The following is a 23,684-nucleotide window of genomic DNA, read 5'->3' on the forward strand; positions in this document are numbered from 1 at the left end:
GGGATGGTTGACGTTCACGGATTGCAGTTCGACGCGCAGGTGTCCCGGCGGATCGAGGCGGTGTACACGACGCCGGACGTGGTCGAGCAGCGGCAGGCGGTGCGGGCGGCGCTGGCGTTGCGGCCCGGTGACCGGGTGCTGGACATCGGCGTCGGGCCGGGGCTGCTGGCCGCGGAGATGGCCGGCGAGGTCGGGCCGGACGGGCGGGTCTGCGGGATCGACATCAGCGACAGCATGCTCGCGATCGCGCGCACCCGCGCCGACGTACCGGGTGGTCCCCGGGTCGAACTCGAGCAGGCGTCGGTCGACCGGATCCCGTACCCGGCGGAGAGCTTCGACGTGGTGGTCTCCACCCAGGTCTTCGAGTACGTCGAGGACGTGGTCGGCGCGCTCCGCGAGGTACGGCGGGTGCTGCGGCCGGCCGGTCGCGTCGTACTGCTGGACACCGACTGGGGTTCGGTGGTGTGGCGGTCGAACGACGACGCGCGGATGGCGCGGGTGCTGACCGCGTTCGAGGACCACCTGGCGGATCCGCACCTGCCGCGGACGCTGGCCGACGTACTGGTGAAGACCGGATTCACGCCGACGCACCAGCAGGTGGTGCCGATACTGAACGCCGGGTACGACGAACGCACGTTCAGCGCCGGGCTGATCGACATCGTGTCGGACTTCGTTCCGGGGCACGGCGACGTGACGGCCGAGGAGACCACCGCCTGGGCGAACGACCTCCGTGGCCTCGGCGACAGCTACTTCTTCAGCCTCAACCGCTACCTGTTCGTCGCGTCCGCACTCTGAGAGCTTCCGGAGTCGGCGGGTGCATCCTGGGAGTGACACACCCGCCGCGCCGGTCGTTCTCCCGCCCCTCAGTGGGAGAACTCGCGGCTCGGTGAACACCACCCATGCCCGAATGGCACTGACCGAACCGCGGGACCACCTACAGGTACCCCAGATCCGGCCCGCCCACACACCCTGGCACGCGAACTCGTCGGAAAACTTGACATTCCTCAAACCTTCGAGGGTCCCTGACCCGGCAGCGGCCTACGCTGTACGCCGATTTCGCCGCACCGGGGGTCGGTGCGCGGGGAGGATCCGCCATGCCGGAAGTGTTCGACGACGAGCTGACCGAAGACCAGCTGGACGAACTGGAGGCGCGCGGCGCGGCCGACGACGCCGACGTCCTGCTCGGGTCCGGAGAATTAGATGCCTGAGGCAAGGATCAGCTGGCGCGGGTTCACCATGAACAAGCGCACCGTGGCGATGGTCGAGGCCGCCGAGCGGCTGTACCACTCGAAGTTCGCGATCCTGCAGGGCTCGTACAACGCCGGCGGCGTCGAGGCCTCCGCCGGCACCCACGACGGCGGCGGTGCGGTGGACGTCGACGTACGGACGAAGAGCGCCGCGCAGCGGGTGGCCGTGGTGAAGGCGCTCCGCGAGGTCGGGTTCGCCGCCTGGCTGCGGACGCCGGCGCAGGGCAACTGGCCGTACCACGTGCACGGGATCGCGGTCGGTGACAAGGACCTGTCGCGGGGCGCTGCCGTACAGGTGGCGGAGTACCACCGGAAGCTGAACGGGCTGGCGAACCGCGGGAAGGACGACGGGCCGCCCGGGTACTACGGGATGACCTGGGAGCTGTACCTGAAGGCCCACCCGCCGAAGGAGCCGGTGCCGGACTCGACGATCTCGCTGGCGGCGATGGCGTACGCGCGGACGCATGACGCGATGACCGGGGTGTGGGGTGCGGACCGGGCGCGGGTGGTCGCGTGGGCGGCGCATCCGCGGGTCGGGGCGATCACGAAGGCGGAGACGGTACCGGCGGCGGGGGTCCCGTGGCACCTGCACTTCCAACGGGTGATCCGAAAGGTCCAGCTGCACTTCAAGCTCGAGGTCACCGGCATCTTCAACACCGCCGTAGCCAACGAGATGAAACGCTACGGCTACAAGATCGTCGCTTAACCACATGACGGGGCCTCACCCCCTCACAACTCTTCTCTTCCCCTACCAACGACAAGGCCCCACCCCCCACATCTCTCTTTTCTTTCCTTCCGTAAACCAACGACAAGGCCCCACCGGTAGCAGCCGGTGGGGCCTTGGTGGTCCACTACCGCCCGGGCATCCCCGGTGCAGCTGTGGAGGTGGAGAGCGGAACCGACGCCGATGCAGGGGTCAAGACGTCAGCTCCGCTTGTCTGTGGAGTTATCTCGGATCCGCCGCCCACACATGCGCGTGGTGGAACTCGAGGTGCTGCTGCAGTGCGGCCGGAGAGCCGCCGGGGTTCCCGAATCCGAGATGGTTCATCGTCGGTACGACGACCGCCCGGACGTCCGAGCGTTTCACCTCGTCGAGCAGTGCGTGGAAGGCTGCGGACTCGGCCGAGTCGCGTTCGGTGTACACGGTCCCGAGGGTGAATCCCTCCGCGCTGGCGAAGGCGGCGAGGGAATCCGTCGCCGCGGCCAGTTCCTCCGCGCAACTCAGCGCGTCGGCCCGTACGTACCCGAGCAGCGTCGGCCGGGTGGTCATCGTGCCGCGTCCACCACCGGCTCGCTCGTCACCCGGAGGGAGGCGAAGCGGCGCCGCATGGCTTCCTCGTACTGCACTGCCTGCTCCGCGTCGGCGGTGTGGTCCGCGATGGGGTGCGCGCCGAACCAGACCCGCACCCGACGGTGCGTTGCGGGGGCTTCGAGCGTCTCGGTCATCGCGGTTCCTTCGGCAGTCTCGGTCTCACCCCGGACGGCTTTGTCCGGTGTTGAGATAAAGAACACCAAACCTGACAGCCCCTTCGGAACACTTCGGTAGGGACCTTTACAGAGCCTTGACGCAGAGTAGGGAAACCTTCGAACGTGCAGGTCAACGCCGTCTCCGGAGTGTCATCAACCCCTCAGGAAAGGTGTCAAGAATGTTTGCAGCTTTTGACCGATAACGATTCGGAGACGCCCCGGGTTATTCGACGGCAGGCGAAATCTATGACGTCCTGCTAACCCTTTGCGCGCACCTGCTTACGGACCGGTACGGCGGCGACCAGGATTCCGAGTACGGCGGCTGCCAACGGCACCGTGAGACCGGCGCGGAACTCGTCGACGGTCAGTTCTCCGGCCAGGACCGCGGCCACCACGGCCAGGCCGAGCGCGGACCCGAACTGGAACGACGTCGTCAGTACTCCGCTCGCCAGCCCCTGCTCGTGCTCCGCCACCCGTTCGGTCGCGGCGATCGTCAACGGGCCGTACGTCAGCGCGAACGCGATCCCGAGGAGCAGGAACGCCGGGAGCATCGCGGCGAAGGTCCGCCCCAGCGGCAGGAACGCGCCGTACGCCATCGCGGCGAGAACGAACCCGCCGAGCACCACCCGCCGGCCGCCGAACCGGTTCACCAGCCACGGTGTGAGGGTCGGCGCGAGGACCGCGTCGATGCCGATCACCATCAGCGCGAGCCCGGTCTCCAGTTCCGACCAGTTGCGGAGTTCTCGCAGGTACAGCACCGCGATGAACTGGAATCCGGTGAACGAGCCGACCAGTAGGACCGCGCCGAGGTTCGCTCGGACCAGGGCGGCGTTGCCCAGCAGTCCGAGTCTGATCAACGGTGTGGACACTCGCCGCTCGATGAGCGTGAAGGCTGCCAGCAGTACGAGGCCGCCGACGGCTGTCGTCAGGGTCTGGGCCGCCGGTGCGTCGGGTGCACGGACGACGGTTGCCACCAGCAGGAGCATCGAGCCGGTCAGGGTGAGCGCGCCGCCGAGGTCGAAGCCGCCGTGGTTCCGGACCGCGGTGTCACGAGGGATCAGCACGATCGCCCCGGCGAGGAGGACCGCCGTGACGATCACCGGCGCGAAGAACACCCATCGCCAGTCGACGGCGGAGAGTAGTCCGCCGGTCACCATCCCGAGCGAGAACCCACCGGCCGCGGTACCGGCGTACACGAGCAAGGCCTTGTTGCGTTGCGGTCCCTCTGGATAGGTCGTGGTGATGATGGACAGTCCGGCCGGAGTCAGGAACGCGGCCGCGATACCGGTGACGAAGCGGGCCAGGATCAGCACCCAGCCCTCGGTGGCGAATCCGCCGAGGCCGCTGAACAACAGGAAGACCACGAGCCAGCTGACGAACATCCGGCGCCGGCCGAGCAGGTCCGCGGCGCGGCCGCCGAGCAGTACGAAGCCGCCGTAGCTGAGCGCATAGGCGCTGACGATCCATTGCAGTTCGCCGACGGCTAGGCCGAGCTCGGCCCGGATCGAAGGCAGCGCGACGCCCATCATCGAGACGTCGATGCCTTCCAGGAAGATCGCGCCGCAGAGTACGAAGAGCACGGCCCAGGCGCGGCCGGTCAGGCGCTCCGGGGTGATGGTTGACGACACAGGAGTGCTTCCTCTCATGGTTACCTCTTGTAACTGACCCCATCATCAGGAACCATCAGGAATTGTGGAAGAAGGCACTTCAAAGGAACCGAGTCACTCCTGCTGTACCGAGGAGGCGTTCCAGTGGGACACCCGGGAGGACTGCGACGTCCGGCAGATCCTGGATCGGATCGGGGACAAGTGGTCACTGCTGGTGATCGCGTTGCTGGACAACCGGTGCATGCGGTTCACGGAGTTGAAGAAGACGATCGACGGGATCAGTCAGCGGATGCTGACGGTCACGCTCCGGCAGCTGGAACGCGACGGACTGGTCAGCCGGACCGTCCACCCGGTCGTGCCGCCACGGGTCGACTACGAGCTCACGCCGCTCGGCGTGACGCTGCATGCGACGATCCAGGCGCTCGTCACCTGGACCGAGACCCATCAGGCCGAGATCGCTACGGCTCGGGCGAGGTACGACGCGGTCTCGTGAAGCTTGCCGGGTGCCGAGGTACGACGATCAGCGTCAGCCCGGCCGCGCCGACCGCCAGCGCTGCCAGCAGGTTGAGCGTGGTCGGCAGGCCGATCGCGAGCGTGATCGCCGGCGCGACCAGCCCGCCGATCAGTAGCGCCAGCGAGTCCGCGGCGAAGAAGATCGCGCCGACGCTCGCCAGGACCTCCGACGGGGCCGCGCGCTGGATCGTCGTACCGGCGGTGATCAGCAGGATGCTGCCGGGGAAGCCGATGAGGACCGCCGCGGCGACGGCGATCGGGACGCTGGGGGCGTTGAAGAGTGCGAAGTACGCCGCGGCGCTGGCGAGTTGGGTGATCGTCAGGAGCTCGCGGATGCCCAGCAGGCGGGTGGCGCGGGTGCTGAGGGCGGCGCCGACGAGATACCCGGCGCCGAGGCCGGAGATCAGGTAGCCGACGACGTACCCGGGAGCGTGCAGGCGGTCGACGGTGAACGGGACCAGCAGCGCGGTGAGGCCGGCGTTCGCGGTCAGGAAGACGGTTTGGCCGATCAGGATGCCGCGGAGGGCGCGGTGTTCGACGGCGGCGCGGAGGCCTTCGAGGGGGCGCGGCGGTACGGCGGTGGTCGCATGGCGGCGGGTGTGGACCGTGGCGATCACGGCTGCGGACAGGAGGTAGCTGACGATGTCGAGCGCCAGTACGAACTCGATTCCGGGGCCGGCCAGGAGCAGGGCGCCGAGTGGTGGCGCGGCCAGGCGCAGGATGCTGCCGGTGACGGCGTTCAGGGCGTTGGCCGCGGCCAGTTCGTCGCCGGTGCCGACGACGGCCGGGAGGAGGGCGCGGGCGGCCGGGCGGAAGACGGTGGTCGCGGTGTTTTCCAGCACGATCGCGAGGTAGATGAGCCAGACGCGGTCGCGGTCGGCGAACAGGATCAGCGCGACCGTGGCGGCGCTGACCAGGTCGGCGATCCACATCGCGCGGGCGAGGTCCCAGCGGTCGAGGAGTACGCCCGCCCATGGGCCGACGAGCAGCGCTGGGAGCGCCTCGAGGGCCAGGGTCAGGCCGGTCGCGACGGTGGAGCCGGTGAGCGTGAAGACGTACACCGGGATCGCGACCACCAGCAGCCACGATCCGATGCCGGAGACAGCTCCGCTGAGCCAGAGCCGCCGGAAGTCTCGGTTCCTCACGGCTCGAGAATCTATCTTGAGGAGATAGACATCAGCAAGACTGTTTTGTGAGAATAAGTCCCATGGAGCTTGGCGACGTACTGCGGGACCGCCGGAAGGCCGCCGGCCGGACCATCGCGTCGGTGGCGGTCGACGCGGGGCTGTCCGTGCCGTACATCGCAAACCTGGAGAACGGCCGCGGCAACCCAACCCTCGCCGCCCTCGACCGGCTCGCAACAGCCCTCGGCGCCCGCCTCGAAATCCGCATCGACGACGAAGCACCCGCCCCGCCCCCGTCGGCCGCCGCGGATCTCGTCGCCACCTCCGACCGAGCCAACGAAGTCCTCGCCACCCTCAACCGCCCCCACGCCACCGCCCGCCGAGACCTCATCACCACCCTCGACACCCTCCAATCCCTCCTCGGCCACCCACCCACCCCCGCCGACCTCAACCGCCTCCTAGACCTCGTCCAACTAGCCGACTAACCGCCCAGCCGGGGGAATGCGGGAAGCGCACAGCCGCCCCATCCACCGGTGAGGGAGGGCTGCCGCCCTCGCCCGGACTGTGGGAGGGCCGCCCCACGGCACCGGACCCGGACCCGCCCGGACCCGCCCGGACCCGCCCGGACCCGCCCCGACCCCGCCCCGGACCCGCCCCGCGCCGCCCTGCCCCGGACCCGCCCCGCGCCGCCCTGCCCCGGACCCGCCCCGCGCCGCCCCGGACCCGCCCCCGCGGGTGATCGCCGCGCTTCTCCTCCGCCGCCGGCGGGCCGGTGGGAACTCGGCTGACGGTGGGGTGGGGGTCGCGTAGGGTCCGCGGTGTGGAGATTGGGGCGCGGGTTGCGCGGGCGCAGGTGGAGGGGTTGGGGCGGTCGCGGCGGCAGATTGTCGCGGGGCCGCTGGCGGGGATGTTGCACGACCGGGACGACTGGTACCTGTCGACGATGGTCGCCGCCGAGCCGGGGGAGCCGTTCGGCGTGGACGACCTTCCGTGGGCGCTCGAGACGATCCGCCAGGCGTTCGCTGCCGAGGGGCGCTGGCTGAGCGCGGAGCTGGTCGAGGAGGCGAACCCCGGCCTGGCCGAGGCCCTCGAGGCGAACGGCATGACGATCGTCTCCCGCCTGCCACTCCTCGTCGTCGAGCCCGCCGACCTGATCGTCCCCGAACTGTCAGGCAGCGTGACGGTGCGGGTCGTCGTGTCCGAGGCCGATCAGAAGATTGCCGATGCGGTCTCCTCGGAGGCGTACGAGATGCCCGGCTCCGGCTTCGCCTTCAAGCCCGATCCGGCTGACGGCGGGGCGGTCCTGGTGTACGTCGACGACGTACCGGTCGCCACCGCCGCCTGGACCGCGGTCGCCGACGGGGTGACCGAGATCGCCGGCGTCGGCACGATCCACAGCCACCGACGCCGCGGGTATGGCGGCATCGCGACGGCGTACGCAACCGCGAAGGCATTCGAGCTCGGCGGCGCGACTCTCGCCTGGCTGACCCCGGGTGACGACGGCGCGGACCGCGTGTACCGCCGGCTCGGCTACGCGCCCAAGGCGACCGCCGTACACCTCGGTGACCCGGGCGGGCACCTCGCCGACCTCCGCTGACCCGCCCGATGCAACGCCGCGACCTCCCCAGCTCGTATCGAGGGGGACAAGCGGAGAGCGGGAGGACGACGGGTGGACCGGGACCAGGAGTACGTCGAGTTCGTCGCAGCGGCGGGCGGTGCGTTGCGCCGTACTGCGTTCCTGGTGTGCGGGGACTGGCACCGGGCCGACGACGTCGTACAGGAATCGCTGGTCAAGCTCTACCGGTCGTGGACGAAGATCGACCGGCACGGCAATCCGCTGGCGTACGCGCGGCGGATCGTCGTCAACACGGCCCTGGACAGCGGCCGGCGCTCCTGGCGCCGGGAAGTGCCGACCGCTGACCTGCCGACCGACCAGGTCCGGCTCGGCGGCGATCACGCCGCCGAGCAGGCCGCACGCGACGAGCTGCTGACCGCACTCGGCACGCTCGCGCCCAGGCAGCGCGCCTGCGTCGTACTCCGGTACTACGAGGACCTGTCGGTCGAGCAGACCGCCGCGATCCTCGGGTGCTCAGCCGGTACGGTGCGCAGCCAGTCGGCCCGCGGCCTCGAGACTCTCCGGGACGCCATCGATCGGAACCGGCAGATCGGCCGGGCCCGGTGAAGGAGAACGAGATGGACGACATCGGCGCCGAACTCCGGCGGCTGGCGAACACCGACCCGCTGCGCCCGATCGACGGGCACGACCTGCTGGCCCGCGGCCGGCGCAGCCGTCGCCGGCGAAGGATGCTGTCGGCCGGCGGCGGCATCGCGGGCGTCGCGGCGGTCGCCGTCGCGGCCGGCCTGCTGCCGCATCTCGGCACGACCTCCGACCAACCGGCGGTCAGCGGCCCGCGTACCCCCGTGACCACGACCAAGCAGGCCGACTTCACGGCCGTACCCGGCGTCCCGCGTGGCGAGGCGGGGATCGGCCTGAAGTTGTCGAGGGCCGACGCGATGCGGCTGTGTGAGGTCAGGTATCCGCAGTACCACCAGCCGTTCCGCCTGAACTTTCCGTGGCAGACGACGATGACCGTCACACGGCAGTTGACGGCAGGCGATCCCGCCGCCGCCTCGTTGTGCACGATTCCCGGTGGCGACCGGCCGTCGGCCGCGCTGATCGCGGCCGCGCAGAAGGATCCGCTGCCGACGACGGAGGCCGAGCAGCTCCGCAACTGCTCGGTGCAGTTCTGGAGCGACCTGACCAAGTGGAAGGTGATCGCCCGGGAAACCCAGCCCGGTGCTGGGGCGTCGCTGATCGCGCAGTCGCCGTCAGGTCGGCTGGTTGCCGGGTGCGAGCTGCGCTCGAAGTGGACGCCGGCCGCCGAGCCCGGGTCGGGGATCTACAAGGTCGCGACGCTCACTCCGCAGCCGTTCGACGAGAACTTCGACCTGCCCGGCGGTCAGCAGTGCGCGACGATCAGGTCCTGCCCGGGCTGGGCGTACCTGGCCAGCGGGCGGGTGGCGTCGAGCATCGCGAGGATCCGGATCGAGCCCGTGGCCGGCGGCAAGCACGACATCACGGTCACCGACGGCTGGTACGCCGTGGCCTGGCTGAACGGTGACAAGCAAGGCCTCCCGGACGCGAAGCTGACCGCGTACGACAAGCACGGGAAGGTCCTGAAGGTCGTCAACGACTAGGGCTGCAGGACCCGGGTGAGTGTGGTGTGGAGCGTCTTGTATGCGGTCCGCGCCGTGAGGCGGCCGGCCGCGATCGAGTCGCCGGCTGTGCGGCCGAGGGAGATCAGTGTGCTGACCAGCCAGTGCACCGGCAGTTCGCGGGTGATCTCGCCTTCGCGCTGGCCGCGGCGGATCAGCTCCTCGAGGCGGTCCGCCACCGGGTCGTGGCGGCCGGCCGGTACGTGCCGCAGCAGCGGGTGCCGTTCGAACGCCCGCCAGGTCAGGTCGATCAGCCCGAGCGCGTTGCCGAACGCCGAACCGTGGTCGAGGTCCAGGTCGTCGATCGCCCGCAACGTGTCCGCGGTGAGTTCGTCGAGTACGGCGTTCAGCAGGGCGTCGCGGGACGGGAAGTGGGCGTACACGGTCTGCCGGGTGACGTGCGCGGCCTCGGCGATCCGTTCCAGACCGGCGTCCGGGTGCTCGTCGAGCAGTTCGAGCGCTGCGGCCAGAATCGCCGTACGACTGCGCTCCGCATCCGTGCGGCGGTGACGTACCGGCTGGTTCTCTGACACCTTGTCAAGGTTAGCGGTGGCGGTAGATCAGCAGGGCGACGCCGCTCGGGAACGACGTGCAGCTCTGCAAGCACAACTTTTGTGCTTCGGGGAACAGGCGGCGACCGGTCGCGACCACGGTCGGGTAGACGAACAGGCGGTACTCGTCGACGAGGCCGGCGGCGATCAGCTGGTGGGTCAGGTCGATGCTGCCGGTGCAGACGATCTCGCCGCCGGCGGCCTCCTTGAGACGGCGTACGTCGTCCAGGTCGCGCAGTACGGTCGTCGGCGCCCAGCCCGGCTCCTGCAGCGTCGAGCTCACGACGTACTTGTGGACCTTGTTGAGGTACGTCGAGATCCCGGTCGGGTCGTCCGTCTGCGTCGGCCAGAAGCCGCGCATCTGCTCGAACGTCACCCGCCCGGTGAGGAACCCGTCCGCCCGCGCCATCTGCTCGCGGAGCGCCTCGAGTACCTCCGGGCCACCGTCGGCCGGGCCGAACCAGTCACCGGCCTCGATCACCCCGTCGACGGTGATGTTCTGGGTGACGGCCAGGTCGCGCATCAGGCTCCTCCTCGCTGGATTTACCCGGTACGTCGGACCTGGCCGGCCCCCTTCGACATCAGCGGACGGTGAAGCCGGCCTTGCGGAAGGCGTCCGCGAGCGAGGTCTCGTCCATCGGGGTGTCGGCCTGCCGGCCGCCGCGGTTGCCCTGACCGCCGGACCCACCGCGCCCCTGGCCGCCACCTGTGCCCCGACCTTGACCACCTTGACCGCCGCCACCCGGGCCCCGGCCGCCTTGACTGCCACCCGACCCTCGGCCCTGGCCGCCTTGACCGCCGCCGCCCTGACCGCCGCCCTGACCGCCGCCCTGACCGCCGCTGCGCGAGCCGCGGCCGCCTTGACTGCTGCCGCCCGGTCCTTGGCCCTGACCTGCGCCGCCGCCCGGACCGCGCCCCTGCCCTTGACCACCGCGGCCGCCGCCTTGACCCCCGCCCTGGTTTCCGCGGTTCTGACCGCCGCGACCACCTGAGCCACCGGAGCCGACCTCGTCGTCGAGCCGCAGCGTGAGCGAGATCCGCTGCCGCGGGATGTCGACCTCCAGCACCTTGACCGTGACGATGTCCCCGACCTTGACGACCTCGCTCGGCTCCTTCACGAAGTTCTTCGACAACGCCGACACGTGTGCCAGCCCGTCCTGGTGCACACCGATGTCGATGAACGCGCCGAACGCCGCCACGTTCGTGACCTGGCCCTCGAGCCGCATCCCCGGCTTCAGGTCCGCGATCTTGTCCACGCCCTCCGCGAACACCGCCGTCTTGAACGCCGGCCGCGGGTCCCGCCCGGGCTTCTCCAGCTCGGCCAGGATGTCGGTGACGGTCGGCAGACCGAACATGTCGTCGACGAAGTCCGCCGCCTTCAGCCGCTTCAGTTCCGCGGACCCGATCAGCGCCTTCACGTCCGACCCGGTCGCGTCCAGGATCCGCCGTACGACGGGATACGCCTCCGGGTGCACGCTGGACGCGTCGAGCGGGTCGTCGCCGTCGGGGATCCGGAGGAAGCCGGCCGCCTGCTCGAACGCCTTCGGGCCGAGCCGCGCCACCTCGCGCAGCGCCGTACGGGACGTGAACGGGCCGTTGACGTCGCGGTGCTGGACGATGTTGTCGGCCAGGCCCGGCGTGATGCCGGAGACCCGGGTGAGCAGCGGCGCGGACGCCGTGTTCAGGTCGACGCCGACCGCGTTCACACAGTCCTCGACGACCGCGTCGAGCGAACGGGACAGCGAGTTCTCCGGGAGGTCGTGCTGGTACTGCCCGACGCCGATCGACTTCGGGTCGATCTTCACCAGCTCGGCCAGCGGGTCCTGCAGCCGGCGCGCGATCGAGACCGCGCCGCGCAGCGACACGTCCATCCCGGGCAGCTCCTGGGACGCGAACGCCGACGCCGAGTACACCGACGCGCCCGCCTCCGACACGACCGCCTTGGTGAGCTTGAGCTCCGGGTGCTTCGCGATCAGCTCGGCGGCCAGCTTGTCGGTCTCGCGCGACGCCGTACCGTTGCCGATGGCAATCAGCTCGACGTCGTGCGCGGCGGCCAGCGCGGCCAGGGTGGCGATCGACTTGTCCCACTGGTTCTGCGGGACGTGCGGGTAGATGACGCCGGTGTTCACGACCTTGCCGGTCGCGTCCACGACGGCGACCTTCACGCCGGTCCGGAAGCCCGGGTCGAGGCCCATCGTCGCGCGGGTACCGGCCGGGGCGGCCAGCAGGAGGTCACGCAGGTTCGCCGCGAACACCCGGATCGCCTCGTCCTCGGCGACCTGACGCAACCGCATCCGCAGGTCGATGCCCAGGTGCACCAGGATCTTCGTCCGCCACGCCCAGCGCACCGTCTCCACCAGCCACTTGTCGGCTGGGCGGCCCTGGTTCTCGACGCCGACCTTGCGGGCGATGGTCGTCTCGTACTCCGTCGGCCCGTCGACCTCGACGCCGGCCGGCAGCGGCTCGACGGAGACCGTCAGCACGTCCTCCTTCTCACCGCGGAACAGCGCCAGGATCCGGTGCGACGGCATCTTCGTGAACGGCTCGTCGAACTCGAAGTAGTCCGAGAACTTCGCGCCGTCGGTCTCCTTGCCCTCCCGGACGGCGGACGCCAGCCGGCCCTGGTCCCACAGCCGCTCGCGGAGCTCGCCTATCAGGTCCGCGTCCTCGGCGAACCGCTCGACCAGGATCGACCGGGCGCCGTCGAGGGCCGCCTGCGGGTCGGGTACTTCGGCGTTCACGAACACGGCCGCGGCCGCGATCGGCTCGACGTCCGGGTCCGCCATCAGCCCGTCGGCGAGCGGCTCCAGCCCGTTCTCCCGGGCGATCATCGCCTTCGTCCGGCGCTTCGGCTTGAACGGCAGGTAGATGTCCTCCAGTCGGGACTTGGTGTCCGCGGCGAGGATCTGCTCCTTCAGCACGTCGTCCAGCTTGCCCTGGCTGTCGATGGACTCCAGCACGGTCTGCCGGCGTTCCTCCAGCTCCCGCAGATACCGCAAGCGTTCCTCGAGGGTCCGCAGCCGGGCGTCGTCCAGCATCCCGGTGACCTCTTTGCGGTACCGCGCGATGAACGGGACCGTCGAGCCCTCGTCCAGCAGCGCCACCGCTGCCCGCACCTGGTTCTCCCCGACCTCCAACTCGTCGGCGATCCGCTGCTCGATCGACTGCACGACCACGTCCGTTCCCCTCTACGTCCACCAACCACCGAGCATTCTGCCCCGGCCAGACCCCATATCCTTCCCCATCCCACCCCCCACCCCGAAACCCGTCCCATTCCCCTGTGGACAACCCCATGCGATCATCCCGCTGGGGAGGGGATACATGGGCCAGTTCAGCAGGTACGTCGAGAGCGGCGATCCACCGCCGCTCCTCAGGCGCGGGTTCTTGATCATCGCGCCGTGCGCCGCAGTCGTGAACGCGATCTTCGCCCGGCAGCTCGACGAGACTCTGATCGCCGTACTGCTCATTGCGATTTGGCTGCCGGCCGGCATCGCCCCGAAGCGACACCGCGCCGTCGTCGAGGCCCTGGACCGGCGCCCTGTCGTCGGCGTCGCGGTCTTCTGCGTGCTCGGCATCGCCTGGTTCTTCGTGGTGCTCTCCCAATTCCTCGGCCGACTGACCAGCCTCTACATCGGGGTTCCAGCAGCCCTCGCCGTGACGGGATGCGCCGCCTGGGTCCGATTCCGCCGCCTGCGCTCCGCCCGGGCAGTCCGGTCGTGAGGAACGCCGTACGACGACTCGCTGACCGCTTCCTGCCCTTCGACGACGCCATCGCACGCCGCGCCGTTCAAAGGCCCGGCCGCTCACGACGGCTCTGTACGCGATCGCGCCACGCAGCGTGTACGACGGGCGGGCGGGGGCTTGGTCGGACAAGCACAAGGTTCTCGCCTGGTTGACGACCCCTGGTGTTCCTGGCCGCCGCTTCCGTTCCCGCGGTGGTCGTGATCGGCGACGACTGGCAGTTCGCCGTCACGATCCTCGGCGGAACCGTCTGCCTGATGGTCGCCCGAAGCCTGGTTGTCCTCATCAAACAACGCCGCACGACCCCCTGAAGGAGCCGAATGGGGCAGTTCACCAGGTACGTCGAGAGCTACCACCCACCACTCCTCAACCGAATCCTCGGAGTGGTGGTGCCGGTGTCGTTCATCGTGCGCGCAGTGCTTCTCCACACCTTCGAGAGCATCCTGTGGGCGGTCCTCCTGGCAGTCATCATGCTCCTGCCCGCGATTGCACCGGAGACAACCAAGAACCGCAGCATGCGCTGGGAACGCAATCACCCCGTCCAGTTCCGGGCGTTCAGCCTGCTGACGATGATCTGCGGCTTCTACCTGATTCTCAGGTGGTTCCTCGACCGTCCGCACAGCATCCTCATCGGCCTTGCCCTGAGCCTCCTGTTCTTCACCACGATGCTGCTCGTACGCCGCAAATGACGAACAACGTCGACTGGCCCGGCCGCGGGCCCACGTGGCTCGGAGTGCCGGCGCTGGTGGTCGCGACGGCTCGCAGGCGCCACGGAGCGGGACGCGCTACGCGACGCCGCTCCAGCTGGTTTACCGAGCCTCGGAGCCCTCAGTCGTGCTCGCGCGGCGCGACACGGAGCGCTGGATCGCGCAACGTGACAGGCGCCTGGCGTACGGCGCCTTGTTCGTCAGCGGCACCCTGGCGTTCCCGGCAGCGCTCGTACTGCTCACGATCGGCGCGCGCCGTCGGGGGCTTGCCTGGTGGAAGTGGTATTCCGCTGGTACGACGAACTCCCCGTGAGTGGGCACGGGGAGTTCGGTGGGGTGGAGGGTCAGGCGGCTTCGCAGAGGAGTTCGGGTTCGGGGTCTTCCGTTACGGCTGACTGCTTGGCGGGGCGCATGACGGTCACGGCGATGGCGACCGAGGCGGCCACGATGGCGGCGGCTACGGCGAAAGAGAAGTGGTAGCCGTCGGTCAGGGCGTTCAGGGGGGACTTGGTGCTGGCGGCGGTGCGGGTGGCGGACAGGGTGGCCAGGATCGCCAGGCCGAGGGCGGCGCCGACCTCGCCCATGGTGCCGATCAGGCCGGATGCCAGGCCGGCGTCCTCCGGCTTCACGTCGGACATCGACAGGCCCATCAGCGCCGGGAAGCAGATGCCGCCGCCCAGGCCGAGCAGTGCCAGCACGGGCAGTACGTGGACGAAGTAGTTGCCACCGACCGGCGCCTGCGTGAACAGGGCCAGCCCGACGACGATCAGCGACAGCCCGGCGATCAGCGGGCGGCGCGGGCCGAAGCGCATGACCAGCTTCTCGGAGTACTTCACCGACAGCAGCCCCATCACCACGGTGGTCGGCAGGAAGGCCAGGCCGATCTCCAGGGCGTCGTACCCGAGCACACGCTGCAGGTAGAGCGAGCCCAGGAAGAAGATGCCGAACATCCCGGAGCTGGACAGCGCCTGGACCAGGTTGGCGCCGGTCAGCGTGCGGGAGCGGAAGATGCGCAGCGGGACCAGAGGGTTCGCGGCAGTCGCCTCACGGACGATGAACAGCGCCAGCAGCACCAGTGTCACTCCAGCCAGGACCAGTGTCCGCGGAGCGGTCCAGCCCAGCTCGGCCGCGGGCTTCACGATCGTGAACACGCCGACCATCAGTGCACCGGTGATCAGTACAGCCCCCGGTACGTCGGTACCGCGTCCCAGCCCGAGGCCCTTGTCCTTCTCGATGAGCTTTACCGCCAGGGCGGTCGTCAGTACGCCAATGGGCAGGTTCACGAAGAAGATCCAGTGCCAGCTGATCGCCTGCGTCAGTACGCCGCCGGCCAGCAGACCAATGGACCCGCCGGCGGACGCAACGAACGCGTACATGCCGATCGCCTTAGCCTGCTCCCGCGGCTCGGGGAACAGCGTCACGATCATGCCCAGGATCACTGCGGACGTCAGTGCACCACCGACGCCCTGGATGAAGCGTGCGATAACCAGCACCTCCTGCGAGCGTGCCAGGCCGCACAGCACGGAGGCTGCGGTGAAAACGACCAGCCCGGTCGTAAAGACGTTCCGCCGGCCTAAGAGGTCACCTAGGCGACCAGCCAGCAGCAGGAGCCCGCCGAACGCGATCAGGTACGCGTTGACCACCCATGCGAGCGATGAGCTCGTGAAGCCCAGGTCGTCCTGGATGGCGGGCAGGGCTACGTTCACCACGGTCACGTCGAGGACGATCATCAACATGCCGGCGCAGAGTGTGTAGAGCGCCAGCCAGCGCGAGCGGCCGCCCTGCGCGGCCGGCGTCGTCGCCAGGGTCTCGGTCGTCGCGTACATTCCGGTTCTCCTTGCAGTTCGTCGTAGTGGCCTTACACCTCTACGTCGAACCGGGAGAGCTCAGATTGACACGTCTTCAGAAGTTTTTTGCCGCCGCGGTCGAGACAGCCAGTACGCCGTGAGCGCCGGGACCAGGCCGCTCCCGACAACGAGCAGGGTCGGCACCTGCGACGCCAGGGCGAACCAGGTGAGCAGAATGACCACACTGCCGGCCACCGGAAGCGGCCGGCGCAGCAGGAACAGGTTGGCCGACTTGAACAGTGTCTTCATCGTGGCCGTGGCAGGTGCTTCCGGGAGGATCGCCAGACCGCTCAGGTAGAGCCCCAGGATCATGCCGGTGAGCGGGATCAGGATCGCGAGCGCGACGATCCGCACCGGCCCCGCGGCGTACGCCCAGAACGAGATGCCGAACGCGAGCATCAGACCGCCGGTCCACAGGCCGAACCCGGGCAGCCAGTGCTGCTTCATCATCAGCCGGAACTCCGCCAAGAACCGCCGGAGCAACTTCGGCCGCTCCTGGCTGATCGCGTCCGGCAGCACCCGCTGCAGCGCGAACGCCGCCGGGAAGAGGGTCAGAACGCCCACGCTGATCACCAGGAACGCCAGCTGCAGCATCAGCAGATCACCGACCACCGCCAGCTTGGTCAGCGCGGCACTCGTCCGGTTGGCCTTCTGCACCGATCGTCTCCTCGTTCCGTCCGGGCGGGTCCTGATCGTATGATCACGAACAATCACTGACAGATCAGGGGGCTGCATGCTTGCACAGGAGCGCCACGAGCTGATCCTGCGCAGCCTGCGGCGGCACGGGCGGCTCCGGGTCGCCGATCTGGTCGACGAGCTCGGCGTCTCCGCGATCACAGTACGCCGGGACCTGGCCGAACTGGACTCCGCCGGCCTGCTCCGCCGCGTGCACGGCGGCGCGATCGGGACCTCCGCCGCCGACCAGGCGAGCCCCGGGAACCGGCTCACGATCGGCATCGTGGTGCCGAGCGCCACGTCGTACTACTCCGACGTGATCCGCGGCGCGGAGGCGATCGCCGACCGGTACGGCGCCCGCCTGGTGCTCGGCGTCTCCGGGTACGACGTGACCACCGAGCGTGAACGGCTGGACAAGGTGCTCGGCATCGGGGTCGCCGGCCTGCTGATCAGTACGGCGCTCGGCGACGGCGACGCGGACCGGATGGACTCCCGGCTCGACGACATCGACGTACCGGTGGTGCTGATGGAGCGGGCGTTCGGGTTCCCGGACGTGGGCCGCGAGTACGACCACGTCCGGACCGACCATGTGTACGGCGCGATGCTGGCGCTGCGGCACTTCGTCGCCCTCGGCCACCGCCGGATCGCGATCAACCTGCAGGCCACGGTCACGGCATACTGGCTCCGCCTCGGCATCGAGGCCGCCGCGAAAGCCCTCGGCGTCGAGGTCTTCCTCTCCCCGGTCGACCTCCCCGCCCGCGGCGACGACCCCGGCGCAGTCGCCCAGCTCGACGCGTTCCTCGCCGAATGCGAGTCCTTCGGCAGCCGCGCCGTCCTCGTCCACTCCGACGAACACGGCGCCAGCCTGGTAGAACGCGCCATGGACCTCGGCCTCCGCGTCCCCGAAGACCTCGCCGTCATCGCCTACAACGACGTCACCGCCTCCCTCGCCGTAGTCCCCCTGACAGCCGTCTGCCCACCCCGCCGAGCCCTCGGCGAAACCGCCTGCGACCTCCTCCTCCGCAAACTCGAGTCCCCCCAAACCCCCACCCAACACCTAAGCCTCCTCCCCACCCTCAACACCCGAACCTCCTGCGGCACAGCAGAGGCCTATACCACCAGGTAACGTGAGAGGAATTCTGAGAACGGAGCAAGGGGCGAGCAGTGGACTACGAAGCATTCAGGGCGGAGTACGAGCCGGTATTCGATGTTCTGGACGCCAAGACATTGCCGGACTGGCTCCCTGCGGCCATTGCGCATCTGAAGGGGTTGGCGGCCACCATCGACGACCCTGCTGACCGGCGGTCCGCTGAGTTTGACATCGCCGACGTCGAGAGCATCCTCGCGGAGGACTCGATCGATGAGCCGAGCTCGCCGGCGATGACGGCCGCGATGCGGGTGTACTCCGAGGCAGTGGAGGACCACGGAACGCCTGCGGAGCGGATCGCCCGCCTCGAGGCCGGGATGGCTGAGATCGGCCGGATTTCCGACGCCGTGCCGCCCACGGAGCGGGCACCAATTCTCGGGCTGAACGAATCTCTTTACATGCTCGTCCTGTCACTGCAGTCGGAGAGCAGACGAGCGTTGCCAGCTATCGGGAGTTGATGGCGGAGCAGCACCGCGCCGCCGTCCGGGTATCTGGTGCGCACCATTTGTCCTGGAACGGTCGGCTTGCAGGTGCTGCCCCCGAACGCAAAGTCAAAGGCGTCGCGAGGTGGGACCACACCATCGAGTACGCCGATGACACGGTGAACACTCCATTGAAGGACATGTTCGCCAACGCCAGGGTGTACAACCAGGATCCGGAGACTCTGCAGTCGTACCGCGAAGCGGTCAAGACGGTGCTGCACGAGAACACGCACTTGCTCGCAGCCGAAGGAAGCGAGCACGGGGATGCCGAGCAAGCCTTTCGAAACCCTTCGGTTCGCGCGCTGGAAGAGGGCATCACCGAGGTCTACAGCCACACCGAACTGGACCAGCACATCGACGATCTCGGACTTGAGGACATCGCGCCAGGAATCAGCTCAGCCGATGCGAAGCCGTCCTACAAGCAGTTCACCCCCGCTGCAGGCAGGTTCGCAGAGACGATCGGCCGGCGGTCTGGTCTGGAGTCGGGCGATGTAGTGAATCGTCTGGCTGTTGTCAACGCCGAACAGAAGTTCCGAGTCGCGGCTGAACTCGTCTATGACAACAGCAACCTGCCTGAACTGGTGCCCGATCAGGAGCGGCCAGCCGCAATTGGACGGATCGAGGCGGCGATGAAGCCTGCGTTCGCGGACGTCGACGCGATCGACAAGACGGACGACCGGAAGCTCCGGCGCGAGTCGGCCTAAGCAGGTGCCCAGGCAGCTCAGGCCGGCTACAACGAGGTGCGGGCACTGGAGCAGCAGTGGAGCATGCCTGCTCCGGAGCAGCAGGTGCAGCGTGGGCGTGCGGCAGAGCAGGGCCGCAGCGCTCAGCAGGCGCAGTCTCCGGGACAGTCGACAGGTCCGCGTGGGCAGCAGCAACCGCAGGTGCCGCATGAGCCGAATGCGTCGGCGTTGCCGCCGGATCTTGCTGCCGCGGCGCGTGCCGGGCTGACGGGTTCGAGGCCGCTCTCGTCCGCGTCGCGGCTGTCGGAGGATCGGCAGGGCTCGCGTGGGGCTGCAACCTCGGGCGTCGGGCAGCAGCGGCAGGGCCTGAGACGCAGCGCTGATCGCTCGAGTTGCCGGGCCGGCGGGCGGAACTGCGATCGGTCTGGTTCCGGTTTGATCGAATGTGATCGTTCGAGCGGTGAGGTATTGACTGGGAAAGCCCTTACCCATACCTTCGCTGCACTTGGAAGGACAGGCCGCGAAGGAGTTGCCCTGTGAGACGTGGTGTGGGACTTGCTCTGCTGGCCGCTGCGCTCAGCGTTGTGGTCAGTAGTTGTGGCAACGGGGTGATCGACAAGAGCACGGACGGGGTGCCCCCGGCGGAGGCGACCGGGACGTTGCGGGTGCTGATTCCGTCGTTCCCGCCCAGTACGAAGGGGCGGGAGGCGTTCCAGAAGGTCGTCGACGACTTCCACAAGACCTATCCGAAGATGAAGGTCGAGCCGGACTTCGCGACGTACAAGAACCTGAACGAGAAGATGTCGACGTCGATCGCGGCCGGCATCCCGTACGACGTGATGGTGACCGGGGTCGGCTGGGTGCAGCCGTTCGCGTCGAAGCGGATCTTCGAGGACCTCGGCAAGTACGGCGTGACGCCCGACTTCATCAAGGAGAAGAGCACCCCGGCGCTGATCCCCGCGGTCACGTACGACGGCAAGCTGTACGCGTACCCGCTGGTCGCCGACGCCCGCGCGGTGGCGCTCCGCAAGAGCGCGTTCATCGAGGCGGGCCTGGACCCGAACAAGCCGCCGACGTCGCTCGAGGAGATCAAGGCCGACGCCGAGAAGCTGACGAAGCGGGACAAGAACGGCAACATCACCCGCAGCGGCTTCGACCTCGCGTCGGCGACCGGCTTCCGGCAGTCGTTCACCACCTTCCTCGCGTCGACCGGTACGCCGTTGTACGTCAAGGGCGAGCCGAACTTCGACAACAAGGCGGGCCTCGACACGCTGCTGTGGATCAAGTCGATGATCAACAACGTGCAGCCGTACGGGCAGACCAACGCGGCGCAGCAACCTCTGGTGCTGACTGGTGAGGCCGCGATGGGCATCGTGAACGGCGGCGTGGACTGTTCCGCGGACGGCATCGGCCAGAAGAACTGTGACGACCTGAAGTTCTTCCGCTTCGACAGCGGCAAGGAGATCGAGTACGTCGGCGGCGACCTGGCGTCGATCGGGTCCCGCAGCCGGCACAAGGACGCGGCCTGGGCGTTCATCCAGTCGCTGACCAAGCCGTCCAGCCTGGACACCATCGCCAAGCTGAACAAGAAGGTCCCGGCCTACAAGGACGCCAGCAACTCGCCGCAGGCGAAATCGAACCCGCTGAGCCAGTTCGTCGCCGACGGTCTGGTGTACGCGGTCAACGAGAACGAAGTACCGGGCAACTGGCTCGAGATGCGCGGCAACTTCGACATCCAGCTCACCCAGGCGGTCCTTGGCGAGAAGGATCCCGCCAAGGTGCTGCACAACCTGGCAGGACAGTCCAGATGAGCACAACTCTCGAACGCCCCGCGCTCACGACGGCCGGCAGGACGGCGTCGTCGAAGGACAGCCGCGCGCTGATCCGCAACCAGGTCCGGGCCGGCTGGGCACTGCTCGCGCCGGCGCTGCTGCACTCCGGCATCTTCATCGTCCTCCCGGTGATCTCCGTCCTGGTCCTCAGCCTGACCGACTACAGCTTCGGCGAGTCCTTCGACTGGGTCGGCTTCCGCAACTACGCCGACCTGTTCCGGGACCCCAACTTCGGCGCGTCGCTGTGGCACACCGTGCTGTACGCGATCGTGGTGATCCCGATCTCGATGGCGGTCTCGCTGGCGGTCGCGATCGGCCTGAACCAGAAGATCCGCGGTCTCGGCTTCTTCCGGACCGCGTTCTACATCCCGACGGTCACCGCCACGGTCGCGGTGGCGACGATCTGGCTGTGGATCTACAGCCCGGGCTCCGGTCTGGCCAACGGGTTCCTCGGCCTGTTCGGATTCGCCCCGAATCAGTGGCTGGCCAACCCGGGAACCGCGTTGCCGTCGCTGATGGTGGTCGGGATCTGGCAGGGCCTCGGGACCAAGATCATCATCTACCTGGCGGCGCTGCAGGGCGTGTCCCGCGACCTGGTCGAGTCCGCCCAGCTGGACGGTGCGGGCCGCTGGCAACGGTTCGCCAACGTGACCTGGCCGGCCATCGGCCCGGTGCAGTTCTTCGTACTGATCACGTCGATCGTCGGCACCTTCCAGGTGTTCGACCTGGTGTACGTGATGACGCAGGGCGGCCCGGGTTCGTCGACCCGGGTGCTGGTGATGGACATCTACCAGAACGCGTTCCAGAACCTGAAACTCGGCTACGCGTCCGCCGAGACGGTGATCATGATGATCGTGATCGCGATCTTCATCGCCGCCGGACGCCTGCTCCAGAAGGCGGATACCAATGACTAGCGTTTCGTTGCCGGCCGTCGGTGCCGCGAAGCCGCCGACGGCGCGGGCCGGGCGGATCCTGCTGTACGTCGTACTCACCGCCGGCGCGCTGCTGATGATCGTGCCGTTCGTGTGGATGGTGCTGACCGCGTTCAAGAGCAACGGGGAGATCGCGAAGTTCAGCTGGTTGCCGTCCGAACTGCGCTGGCGGAACTTCGTCGAGGCGATGCAGACCGCGCCGTTCCTGCGGTACTTCCGGAACAGCCTGTTCATCGCGGTTGGCGAGACCGCGTTCACGCTGGCGGTCTGTACGACGGCCGGGTACGCGCTGGCGAAGCTCCCGTTGCGCGGCGGGAAGGCGTTGCTGAACTACTTCATCGTGCTGCTGATGGTGCCGTTCCAGATCATCCTGGTGCCGCTGTTCCTGATCGTGAAGTCGATCCCGCTGTTCGGCGGCAACAACATCCTCGGCCAGGGCGGCATCGGCTGGCTGAACTCGTGGTGGGGTCTGATCATCCCGCTCGGCGCGGCGCCGCTGTTCACGTTCCTGGCGCGGCAGTTCTACGTGTCGCTGCCGGACCAGCTGGCGCAGGCGGCGCGGGTGGACGGGCTCGGCGAGTTCGGGATCTTCTGGCGGATCATGACACCGCTGATCAAGCCGGCGCTGATCACGATCGCGGTGTTCCAGATCGAGGCCGCCTGGAACGGGTTCCTCTGGCCGCTGATGATCACCACCTCGGACGAGATGCGCCCGCTGCAGCTGGGGCTGGCGATCTTCTCCCAGAACCCGGCCGAGATCCAGTGGCCGTACCTGATGGCGGGTACGGCGCTCGCAACGCTGCCGATGATCGTGCTGTTCGTGTTCGCCCAGAAACGCTTCGTCGAAGGTATGGCGAACGTCGGGATCAAGGGCTGATGCCGATCGTCTTCGTCGACCTGGAAACCACGAGCGTCCGGGAGCCCTGGCTCCCGGACGGCCGCCAGATCTGGCAACTCGCGGTCATCCGCCGCGAGAACGACGGCCGCGAAACGGCGTACAACCGCTTCATCCAGCTGGACGAACTCGACTTGTCGACCTCGACGGAACGGGCGCTGGAGATCAGCCGTTTCCACCGCCACCCGTCGCTGAACGGCTCCGACGAGAACGTGTGCGGCGGCCGGGAGGCGGCGCAGCTGATGGCCGACCTGACCGCCGACGAGCCGGTGTGGGTCGGCGCCGCGCCGTGGATGGACGCCACCGACGTACTGCATCTGATGGATCGGCACGGCATGGTGGGTGCCGCGCCCGACGTTCCGTGGGATTTCCGGCTCGTGTGCGTGATCAGCCAGTTGCTGGGACGGACCAAGGCCGCTCCGACCGCCGAGGTCGGGGACATGGCTGCCGCGGTCGGGATCGACCAGTCGTCGTACGCGATCCACGATGCGCTGGCGGACACATACTTCGTGCGGGATGTGTACGACGCTCTGCGGCGCTAGACGAGTCCTCGAACAGGTGCTCACCCCGCCCCGGGTGAGCACCTGCGAGGCCCCCCTCACTGCGGTGATCCCGAAGAAACACCGGAGCTTCCCCTCGGCCCCCCGCTGGGTCGCTCACTCGTCTTATCGGCGTCTTGTGCGACTCGTTACAGCATTTCTGAGAATTATCTCCGGCATTTCCCGCGGTACGACGTTTCGCACGCGATCGACGACGTTCGGTACGCAATCAGCGCACGCGGCTGTGGACGACGTACCGCACGATCGGTTCGAGGCCCGTCGTACCGAGCAGCCGCGCGCTGACCACCAACTGCTCCTCGGGCGATCCCGCGGCGGTCGGCGCGAGCCGATCGGGCAGGGCCACGGCGCTCTTGTCTCCTGCCGGGACCGGTGTACTATCTCCGACGTGACTGCCGGGTCGGCTTCGAGCCATTACCGAGTTGGGTCCCCGGCTGCGTTCTGAGCGCCGCGCGGGCCCC

The 23,684-nt window shown here is 68.6% G+C and carries 28 protein-coding genes; 18 read left to right on the forward strand and 10 right to left on the reverse strand.

All coding sequences use genetic code 11. The features are described from left to right. Nucleotides 1-3: 3 nt before the first annotated feature. On the forward strand, nt 4-795 hold the full coding sequence (locus ACFV9C_RS03800) for a methyltransferase domain-containing protein (protein WP_380190531.1): 792 nt from the start codon (nt 4-6) through the stop codon (nt 793-795). Between the two features lie 405 nt (nt 796-1,200). Further along, entirely contained in the window at nt 1,201-1,953 is a 753-nt protein-coding gene (locus ACFV9C_RS03805) for a hypothetical protein (RefSeq protein ID WP_380190532.1), read from the forward strand. Between the two features lie 240 nt (nt 1,954-2,193). On the opposite strand, the gene ACFV9C_RS03810 is transcribed toward ACFV9C_RS03805, so the two are convergent. The 3 genes from ACFV9C_RS03810 to ACFV9C_RS03820 all read right to left on the reverse strand — a co-directional run bounded on the left by ACFV9C_RS03810 (nt 2,194) and on the right by ACFV9C_RS03820 (nt 4,342). Continuing rightward, nucleotides 2,194-2,517 (reverse strand): hypothetical protein, encoded by a 324-nt coding sequence (locus ACFV9C_RS03810; protein ID WP_380190533.1) that lies wholly within the window; start codon nt 2,515-2,517, stop codon nt 2,194-2,196. Next, complete coding sequence (locus tag ACFV9C_RS03815) at nt 2,514-2,693, reverse strand: hypothetical protein (protein WP_380190534.1); 180 nt, start codon at nt 2,691-2,693, stop codon at nt 2,514-2,516. Before ACFV9C_RS03815 ends, ACFV9C_RS03810 begins: the two co-directional genes overlap by 4 nt. Nucleotides 2,694-2,971: 278 nt before the next feature. Beyond that, nucleotides 2,972-4,342, reverse strand: coding sequence for an MFS transporter (locus tag ACFV9C_RS03820; RefSeq protein WP_380190535.1), 1,371 nt, complete (start codon nt 4,340-4,342; stop codon nt 2,972-2,974). 64 nt (nt 4,343-4,406) lie between these two features. Here ACFV9C_RS03820 and ACFV9C_RS03825 point away from each other — a divergent pair, with 64 nt between their 5' ends. Beyond that, the gene (locus ACFV9C_RS03825) at nt 4,407-4,814 is read left to right on the forward strand and encodes a winged helix-turn-helix transcriptional regulator (protein ID WP_380190536.1); all 408 of its coding nucleotides are present in this window, start codon (nt 4,407-4,409) and stop codon (nt 4,812-4,814) included. Here the strand turns inward: ACFV9C_RS03825 and ACFV9C_RS03830 are convergent. Continuing rightward, nucleotides 4,780-5,979, reverse strand: coding sequence for an MFS transporter (locus ACFV9C_RS03830; protein ID WP_380190537.1), 1,200 nt, complete (start codon nt 5,977-5,979; stop codon nt 4,780-4,782). The genes ACFV9C_RS03825 and ACFV9C_RS03830 overlap by 35 nt on opposite strands. 62 nt (nt 5,980-6,041) lie before the next feature. Here ACFV9C_RS03830 and ACFV9C_RS03835 point away from each other — a divergent pair, with 62 nt between their 5' ends. From ACFV9C_RS03835 to ACFV9C_RS03850, 4 genes are all read left to right on the forward strand, one after another. Then, nucleotides 6,042-6,443, forward strand: coding sequence for a helix-turn-helix domain-containing protein (locus tag ACFV9C_RS03835; protein ID WP_380190538.1), 402 nt, complete (start codon nt 6,042-6,044; stop codon nt 6,441-6,443). A 335-nt stretch (nt 6,444-6,778) separates the two neighbouring features. After that, complete coding sequence (locus ACFV9C_RS03840) at nt 6,779-7,555, forward strand: GNAT family N-acetyltransferase (protein WP_380190539.1); 777 nt, start codon at nt 6,779-6,781, stop codon at nt 7,553-7,555. Nucleotides 7,556-7,627: 72 nt separating this feature from the next. Next, nucleotides 7,628-8,140, forward strand: a complete 513-nt coding sequence (locus ACFV9C_RS03845; protein WP_380190540.1) for a SigE family RNA polymerase sigma factor — start codon at nt 7,628-7,630, stop codon at nt 8,138-8,140. A gap of 11 nt (nt 8,141-8,151) precedes the next feature. Continuing rightward, entirely contained in the window at nt 8,152-9,156 is a 1,005-nt protein-coding gene (locus ACFV9C_RS03850; RefSeq protein ID WP_380190541.1) for a hypothetical protein, read from the forward strand. On the opposite strand, the gene ACFV9C_RS03855 is transcribed toward ACFV9C_RS03850, so the two are convergent. The 3 genes from ACFV9C_RS03855 to ACFV9C_RS03865 are packed head-to-tail and all read right to left on the reverse strand — an operon-like array spanning nt 9,153 to nt 12,895. Next, the gene (locus ACFV9C_RS03855) at nt 9,153-9,707 is read right to left on the reverse strand and encodes a TetR/AcrR family transcriptional regulator (RefSeq protein WP_380190542.1); all 555 of its coding nucleotides are present in this window, start codon (nt 9,705-9,707) and stop codon (nt 9,153-9,155) included. The two genes, ACFV9C_RS03850 and ACFV9C_RS03855, sit on opposite strands and share 4 nt — an antisense overlap. A gap of 10 nt (nt 9,708-9,717) precedes the next feature. Beyond that, entirely contained in the window at nt 9,718-10,248 is a 531-nt protein-coding gene (locus ACFV9C_RS03860) for a dihydrofolate reductase family protein (protein WP_380190543.1), read from the reverse strand. Nucleotides 10,249-10,306: 58 nt separating this feature from the next. Then, complete coding sequence (locus ACFV9C_RS03865; protein WP_380190544.1) at nt 10,307-12,895, reverse strand: Tex family protein; 2,589 nt, start codon at nt 12,893-12,895, stop codon at nt 10,307-10,309. Nucleotides 12,896-13,046: 151 nt separating this feature from the next. On the opposite strand from ACFV9C_RS03865, the gene ACFV9C_RS03870 reads away from it, so the two are divergent. From ACFV9C_RS03870 to ACFV9C_RS03885, 4 genes are all read left to right on the forward strand, one after another. Beyond that, nucleotides 13,047-13,445: a hypothetical protein gene (locus tag ACFV9C_RS03870; protein WP_380190545.1), complete on the forward strand. Its 399-nt coding sequence runs from the start codon at nt 13,047-13,049 to the stop codon at nt 13,443-13,445. Nucleotides 13,446-13,630: 185 nt separating this feature from the next. Further along, complete coding sequence (locus ACFV9C_RS03875; RefSeq protein ID WP_380190546.1) at nt 13,631-13,777, forward strand: hypothetical protein; 147 nt, start codon at nt 13,631-13,633, stop codon at nt 13,775-13,777. A gap of 9 nt (nt 13,778-13,786) precedes the next feature. After that, nucleotides 13,787-14,155 carry a hypothetical protein gene (locus ACFV9C_RS03880; protein WP_380190547.1) on the forward strand — a complete coding sequence of 123 codons (369 nt, stop codon included), beginning with the start codon at nt 13,787-13,789 and terminating at the stop codon, nt 14,153-14,155. Between the two features lie 145 nt (nt 14,156-14,300). After that, nucleotides 14,301-14,486 (forward strand): hypothetical protein, encoded by a 186-nt coding sequence (locus tag ACFV9C_RS03885; protein WP_380190548.1) that lies wholly within the window; start codon nt 14,301-14,303, stop codon nt 14,484-14,486. A gap of 31 nt (nt 14,487-14,517) precedes the next feature. On the opposite strand, the gene ACFV9C_RS03890 is transcribed toward ACFV9C_RS03885, so the two are convergent. Both ACFV9C_RS03890 and ACFV9C_RS03895 read right to left on the reverse strand, forming a co-directional pair. Then, nucleotides 14,518-15,999, reverse strand: coding sequence for a DHA2 family efflux MFS transporter permease subunit (locus ACFV9C_RS03890; protein WP_380190549.1), 1,482 nt, complete (start codon nt 15,997-15,999; stop codon nt 14,518-14,520). A gap of 60 nt (nt 16,000-16,059) precedes the next feature. Then, nucleotides 16,060-16,677 carry a DUF624 domain-containing protein gene (locus ACFV9C_RS03895; protein WP_380190550.1) on the reverse strand — a complete coding sequence of 206 codons (618 nt, stop codon included), beginning with the start codon at nt 16,675-16,677 and terminating at the stop codon, nt 16,060-16,062. A gap of 76 nt (nt 16,678-16,753) precedes the next feature. Between ACFV9C_RS03895 and ACFV9C_RS03900 the strand changes: the two genes are divergently transcribed. The 7 genes from ACFV9C_RS03900 to ACFV9C_RS03930 all read left to right on the forward strand — a co-directional run bounded on the left by ACFV9C_RS03900 (nt 16,754) and on the right by ACFV9C_RS03930 (nt 23,208). Next, the gene (locus tag ACFV9C_RS03900) at nt 16,754-17,821 is read left to right on the forward strand and encodes a substrate-binding domain-containing protein (protein ID WP_380190551.1); all 1,068 of its coding nucleotides are present in this window, start codon (nt 16,754-16,756) and stop codon (nt 17,819-17,821) included. Nucleotides 17,822-17,859: 38 nt separating this feature from the next. Continuing rightward, nucleotides 17,860-18,300 (forward strand): hypothetical protein, encoded by a 441-nt coding sequence (locus ACFV9C_RS03905; protein WP_380190552.1) that lies wholly within the window; start codon nt 17,860-17,862, stop codon nt 18,298-18,300. Further along, on the forward strand, nt 18,300-19,028 hold the full coding sequence (locus tag ACFV9C_RS03910) for a hypothetical protein (protein ID WP_380190553.1): 729 nt from the start codon (nt 18,300-18,302) through the stop codon (nt 19,026-19,028). Before ACFV9C_RS03905 ends, ACFV9C_RS03910 begins: the two co-directional genes overlap by 1 nt. A gap of 515 nt (nt 19,029-19,543) precedes the next feature. After that, nucleotides 19,544-20,818: an extracellular solute-binding protein gene (locus ACFV9C_RS03915; RefSeq protein WP_380190554.1), complete on the forward strand. Its 1,275-nt coding sequence runs from the start codon at nt 19,544-19,546 to the stop codon at nt 20,816-20,818. Continuing rightward, complete coding sequence (locus ACFV9C_RS03920) at nt 20,815-21,753, forward strand: carbohydrate ABC transporter permease (RefSeq protein WP_380190555.1); 939 nt, start codon at nt 20,815-20,817, stop codon at nt 21,751-21,753. The genes ACFV9C_RS03915 and ACFV9C_RS03920 overlap by 4 nt, the downstream gene beginning before the upstream one ends. Beyond that, nucleotides 21,746-22,648, forward strand: a complete 903-nt coding sequence (locus ACFV9C_RS03925; protein WP_380190556.1) for a carbohydrate ABC transporter permease — start codon at nt 21,746-21,748, stop codon at nt 22,646-22,648. The genes ACFV9C_RS03920 and ACFV9C_RS03925 overlap by 8 nt, the downstream gene beginning before the upstream one ends. After that, on the forward strand, nt 22,648-23,208 hold the full coding sequence (locus tag ACFV9C_RS03930; protein ID WP_380190557.1) for a hypothetical protein: 561 nt from the start codon (nt 22,648-22,650) through the stop codon (nt 23,206-23,208). The genes ACFV9C_RS03925 and ACFV9C_RS03930 overlap by 1 nt, the downstream gene beginning before the upstream one ends. A 226-nt stretch (nt 23,209-23,434) precedes the next feature. Here the strand turns inward: ACFV9C_RS03930 and ACFV9C_RS03935 are convergent, their stop codons facing one another. Next, nucleotides 23,435-23,569: a hypothetical protein gene (locus ACFV9C_RS03935; protein ID WP_380190558.1), complete on the reverse strand. Its 135-nt coding sequence runs from the start codon at nt 23,567-23,569 to the stop codon at nt 23,435-23,437. Nucleotides 23,570-23,684: the final 115 nt, after the last annotated feature.

The organism is Kribbella sp. NPDC059898 (assembly GCF_042730855.1).
Classification (GTDB): Bacteria; Actinomycetota; Actinomycetes; order Propionibacteriales; family Kribbellaceae; genus Kribbella.

What these genes read in the sequence shown, in the direction of transcription:
- ACFV9C_RS03800 (WP_380190531.1), top strand. Translation starts at nt 4, where the DNA reads ATGGTTGACGTTCACGGATTGCAGTTCGACGCGCAGGTGTCCCGGCGG.
- ACFV9C_RS03805 (WP_380190532.1), top strand. Translation starts at nt 1,201, where the DNA reads ATGCCTGAGGCAAGGATCAGCTGGCGCGGGTTCACCATGAACAAGCGC.
- ACFV9C_RS03810 (WP_380190533.1), bottom strand. Translation starts at nt 2,517, where the DNA reads ATGACCACCCGGCCGACGCTGCTCGGGTACGTACGGGCCGACGCGCTG.
- ACFV9C_RS03815 (WP_380190534.1), bottom strand. Translation starts at nt 2,693, where the DNA reads ATGACCGAGACGCTCGAAGCCCCCGCAACGCACCGTCGGGTGCGGGTC.
- ACFV9C_RS03835 (WP_380190538.1), top strand. Translation starts at nt 6,042, where the DNA reads ATGGAGCTTGGCGACGTACTGCGGGACCGCCGGAAGGCCGCCGGCCGG.
- ACFV9C_RS03850 (WP_380190541.1), top strand. Translation starts at nt 8,152, where the DNA reads ATGGACGACATCGGCGCCGAACTCCGGCGGCTGGCGAACACCGACCCG.
- ACFV9C_RS03860 (WP_380190543.1), bottom strand. Translation starts at nt 10,248, where the DNA reads ATGCGCGACCTGGCCGTCACCCAGAACATCACCGTCGACGGGGTGATC.
- ACFV9C_RS03870 (WP_380190545.1), top strand. Translation starts at nt 13,047, where the DNA reads ATGGGCCAGTTCAGCAGGTACGTCGAGAGCGGCGATCCACCGCCGCTC.
- ACFV9C_RS03880 (WP_380190547.1), top strand. Translation starts at nt 13,787, where the DNA reads ATGGGGCAGTTCACCAGGTACGTCGAGAGCTACCACCCACCACTCCTC.
- ACFV9C_RS03890 (WP_380190549.1), bottom strand. Translation starts at nt 15,999, where the DNA reads ATGTACGCGACGACCGAGACCCTGGCGACGACGCCGGCCGCGCAGGGC.
- ACFV9C_RS03900 (WP_380190551.1), top strand. Translation starts at nt 16,754, where the DNA reads ATGCTTGCACAGGAGCGCCACGAGCTGATCCTGCGCAGCCTGCGGCGG.
- ACFV9C_RS03910 (WP_380190553.1), top strand. Translation starts at nt 18,300, where the DNA reads ATGGCGGAGCAGCACCGCGCCGCCGTCCGGGTATCTGGTGCGCACCAT.
- ACFV9C_RS03920 (WP_380190555.1), top strand. Translation starts at nt 20,815, where the DNA reads ATGAGCACAACTCTCGAACGCCCCGCGCTCACGACGGCCGGCAGGACG.
- ACFV9C_RS03925 (WP_380190556.1), top strand. Translation starts at nt 21,746, where the DNA reads ATGACTAGCGTTTCGTTGCCGGCCGTCGGTGCCGCGAAGCCGCCGACG.
- ACFV9C_RS03930 (WP_380190557.1), top strand. Translation starts at nt 22,648, where the DNA reads ATGCCGATCGTCTTCGTCGACCTGGAAACCACGAGCGTCCGGGAGCCC.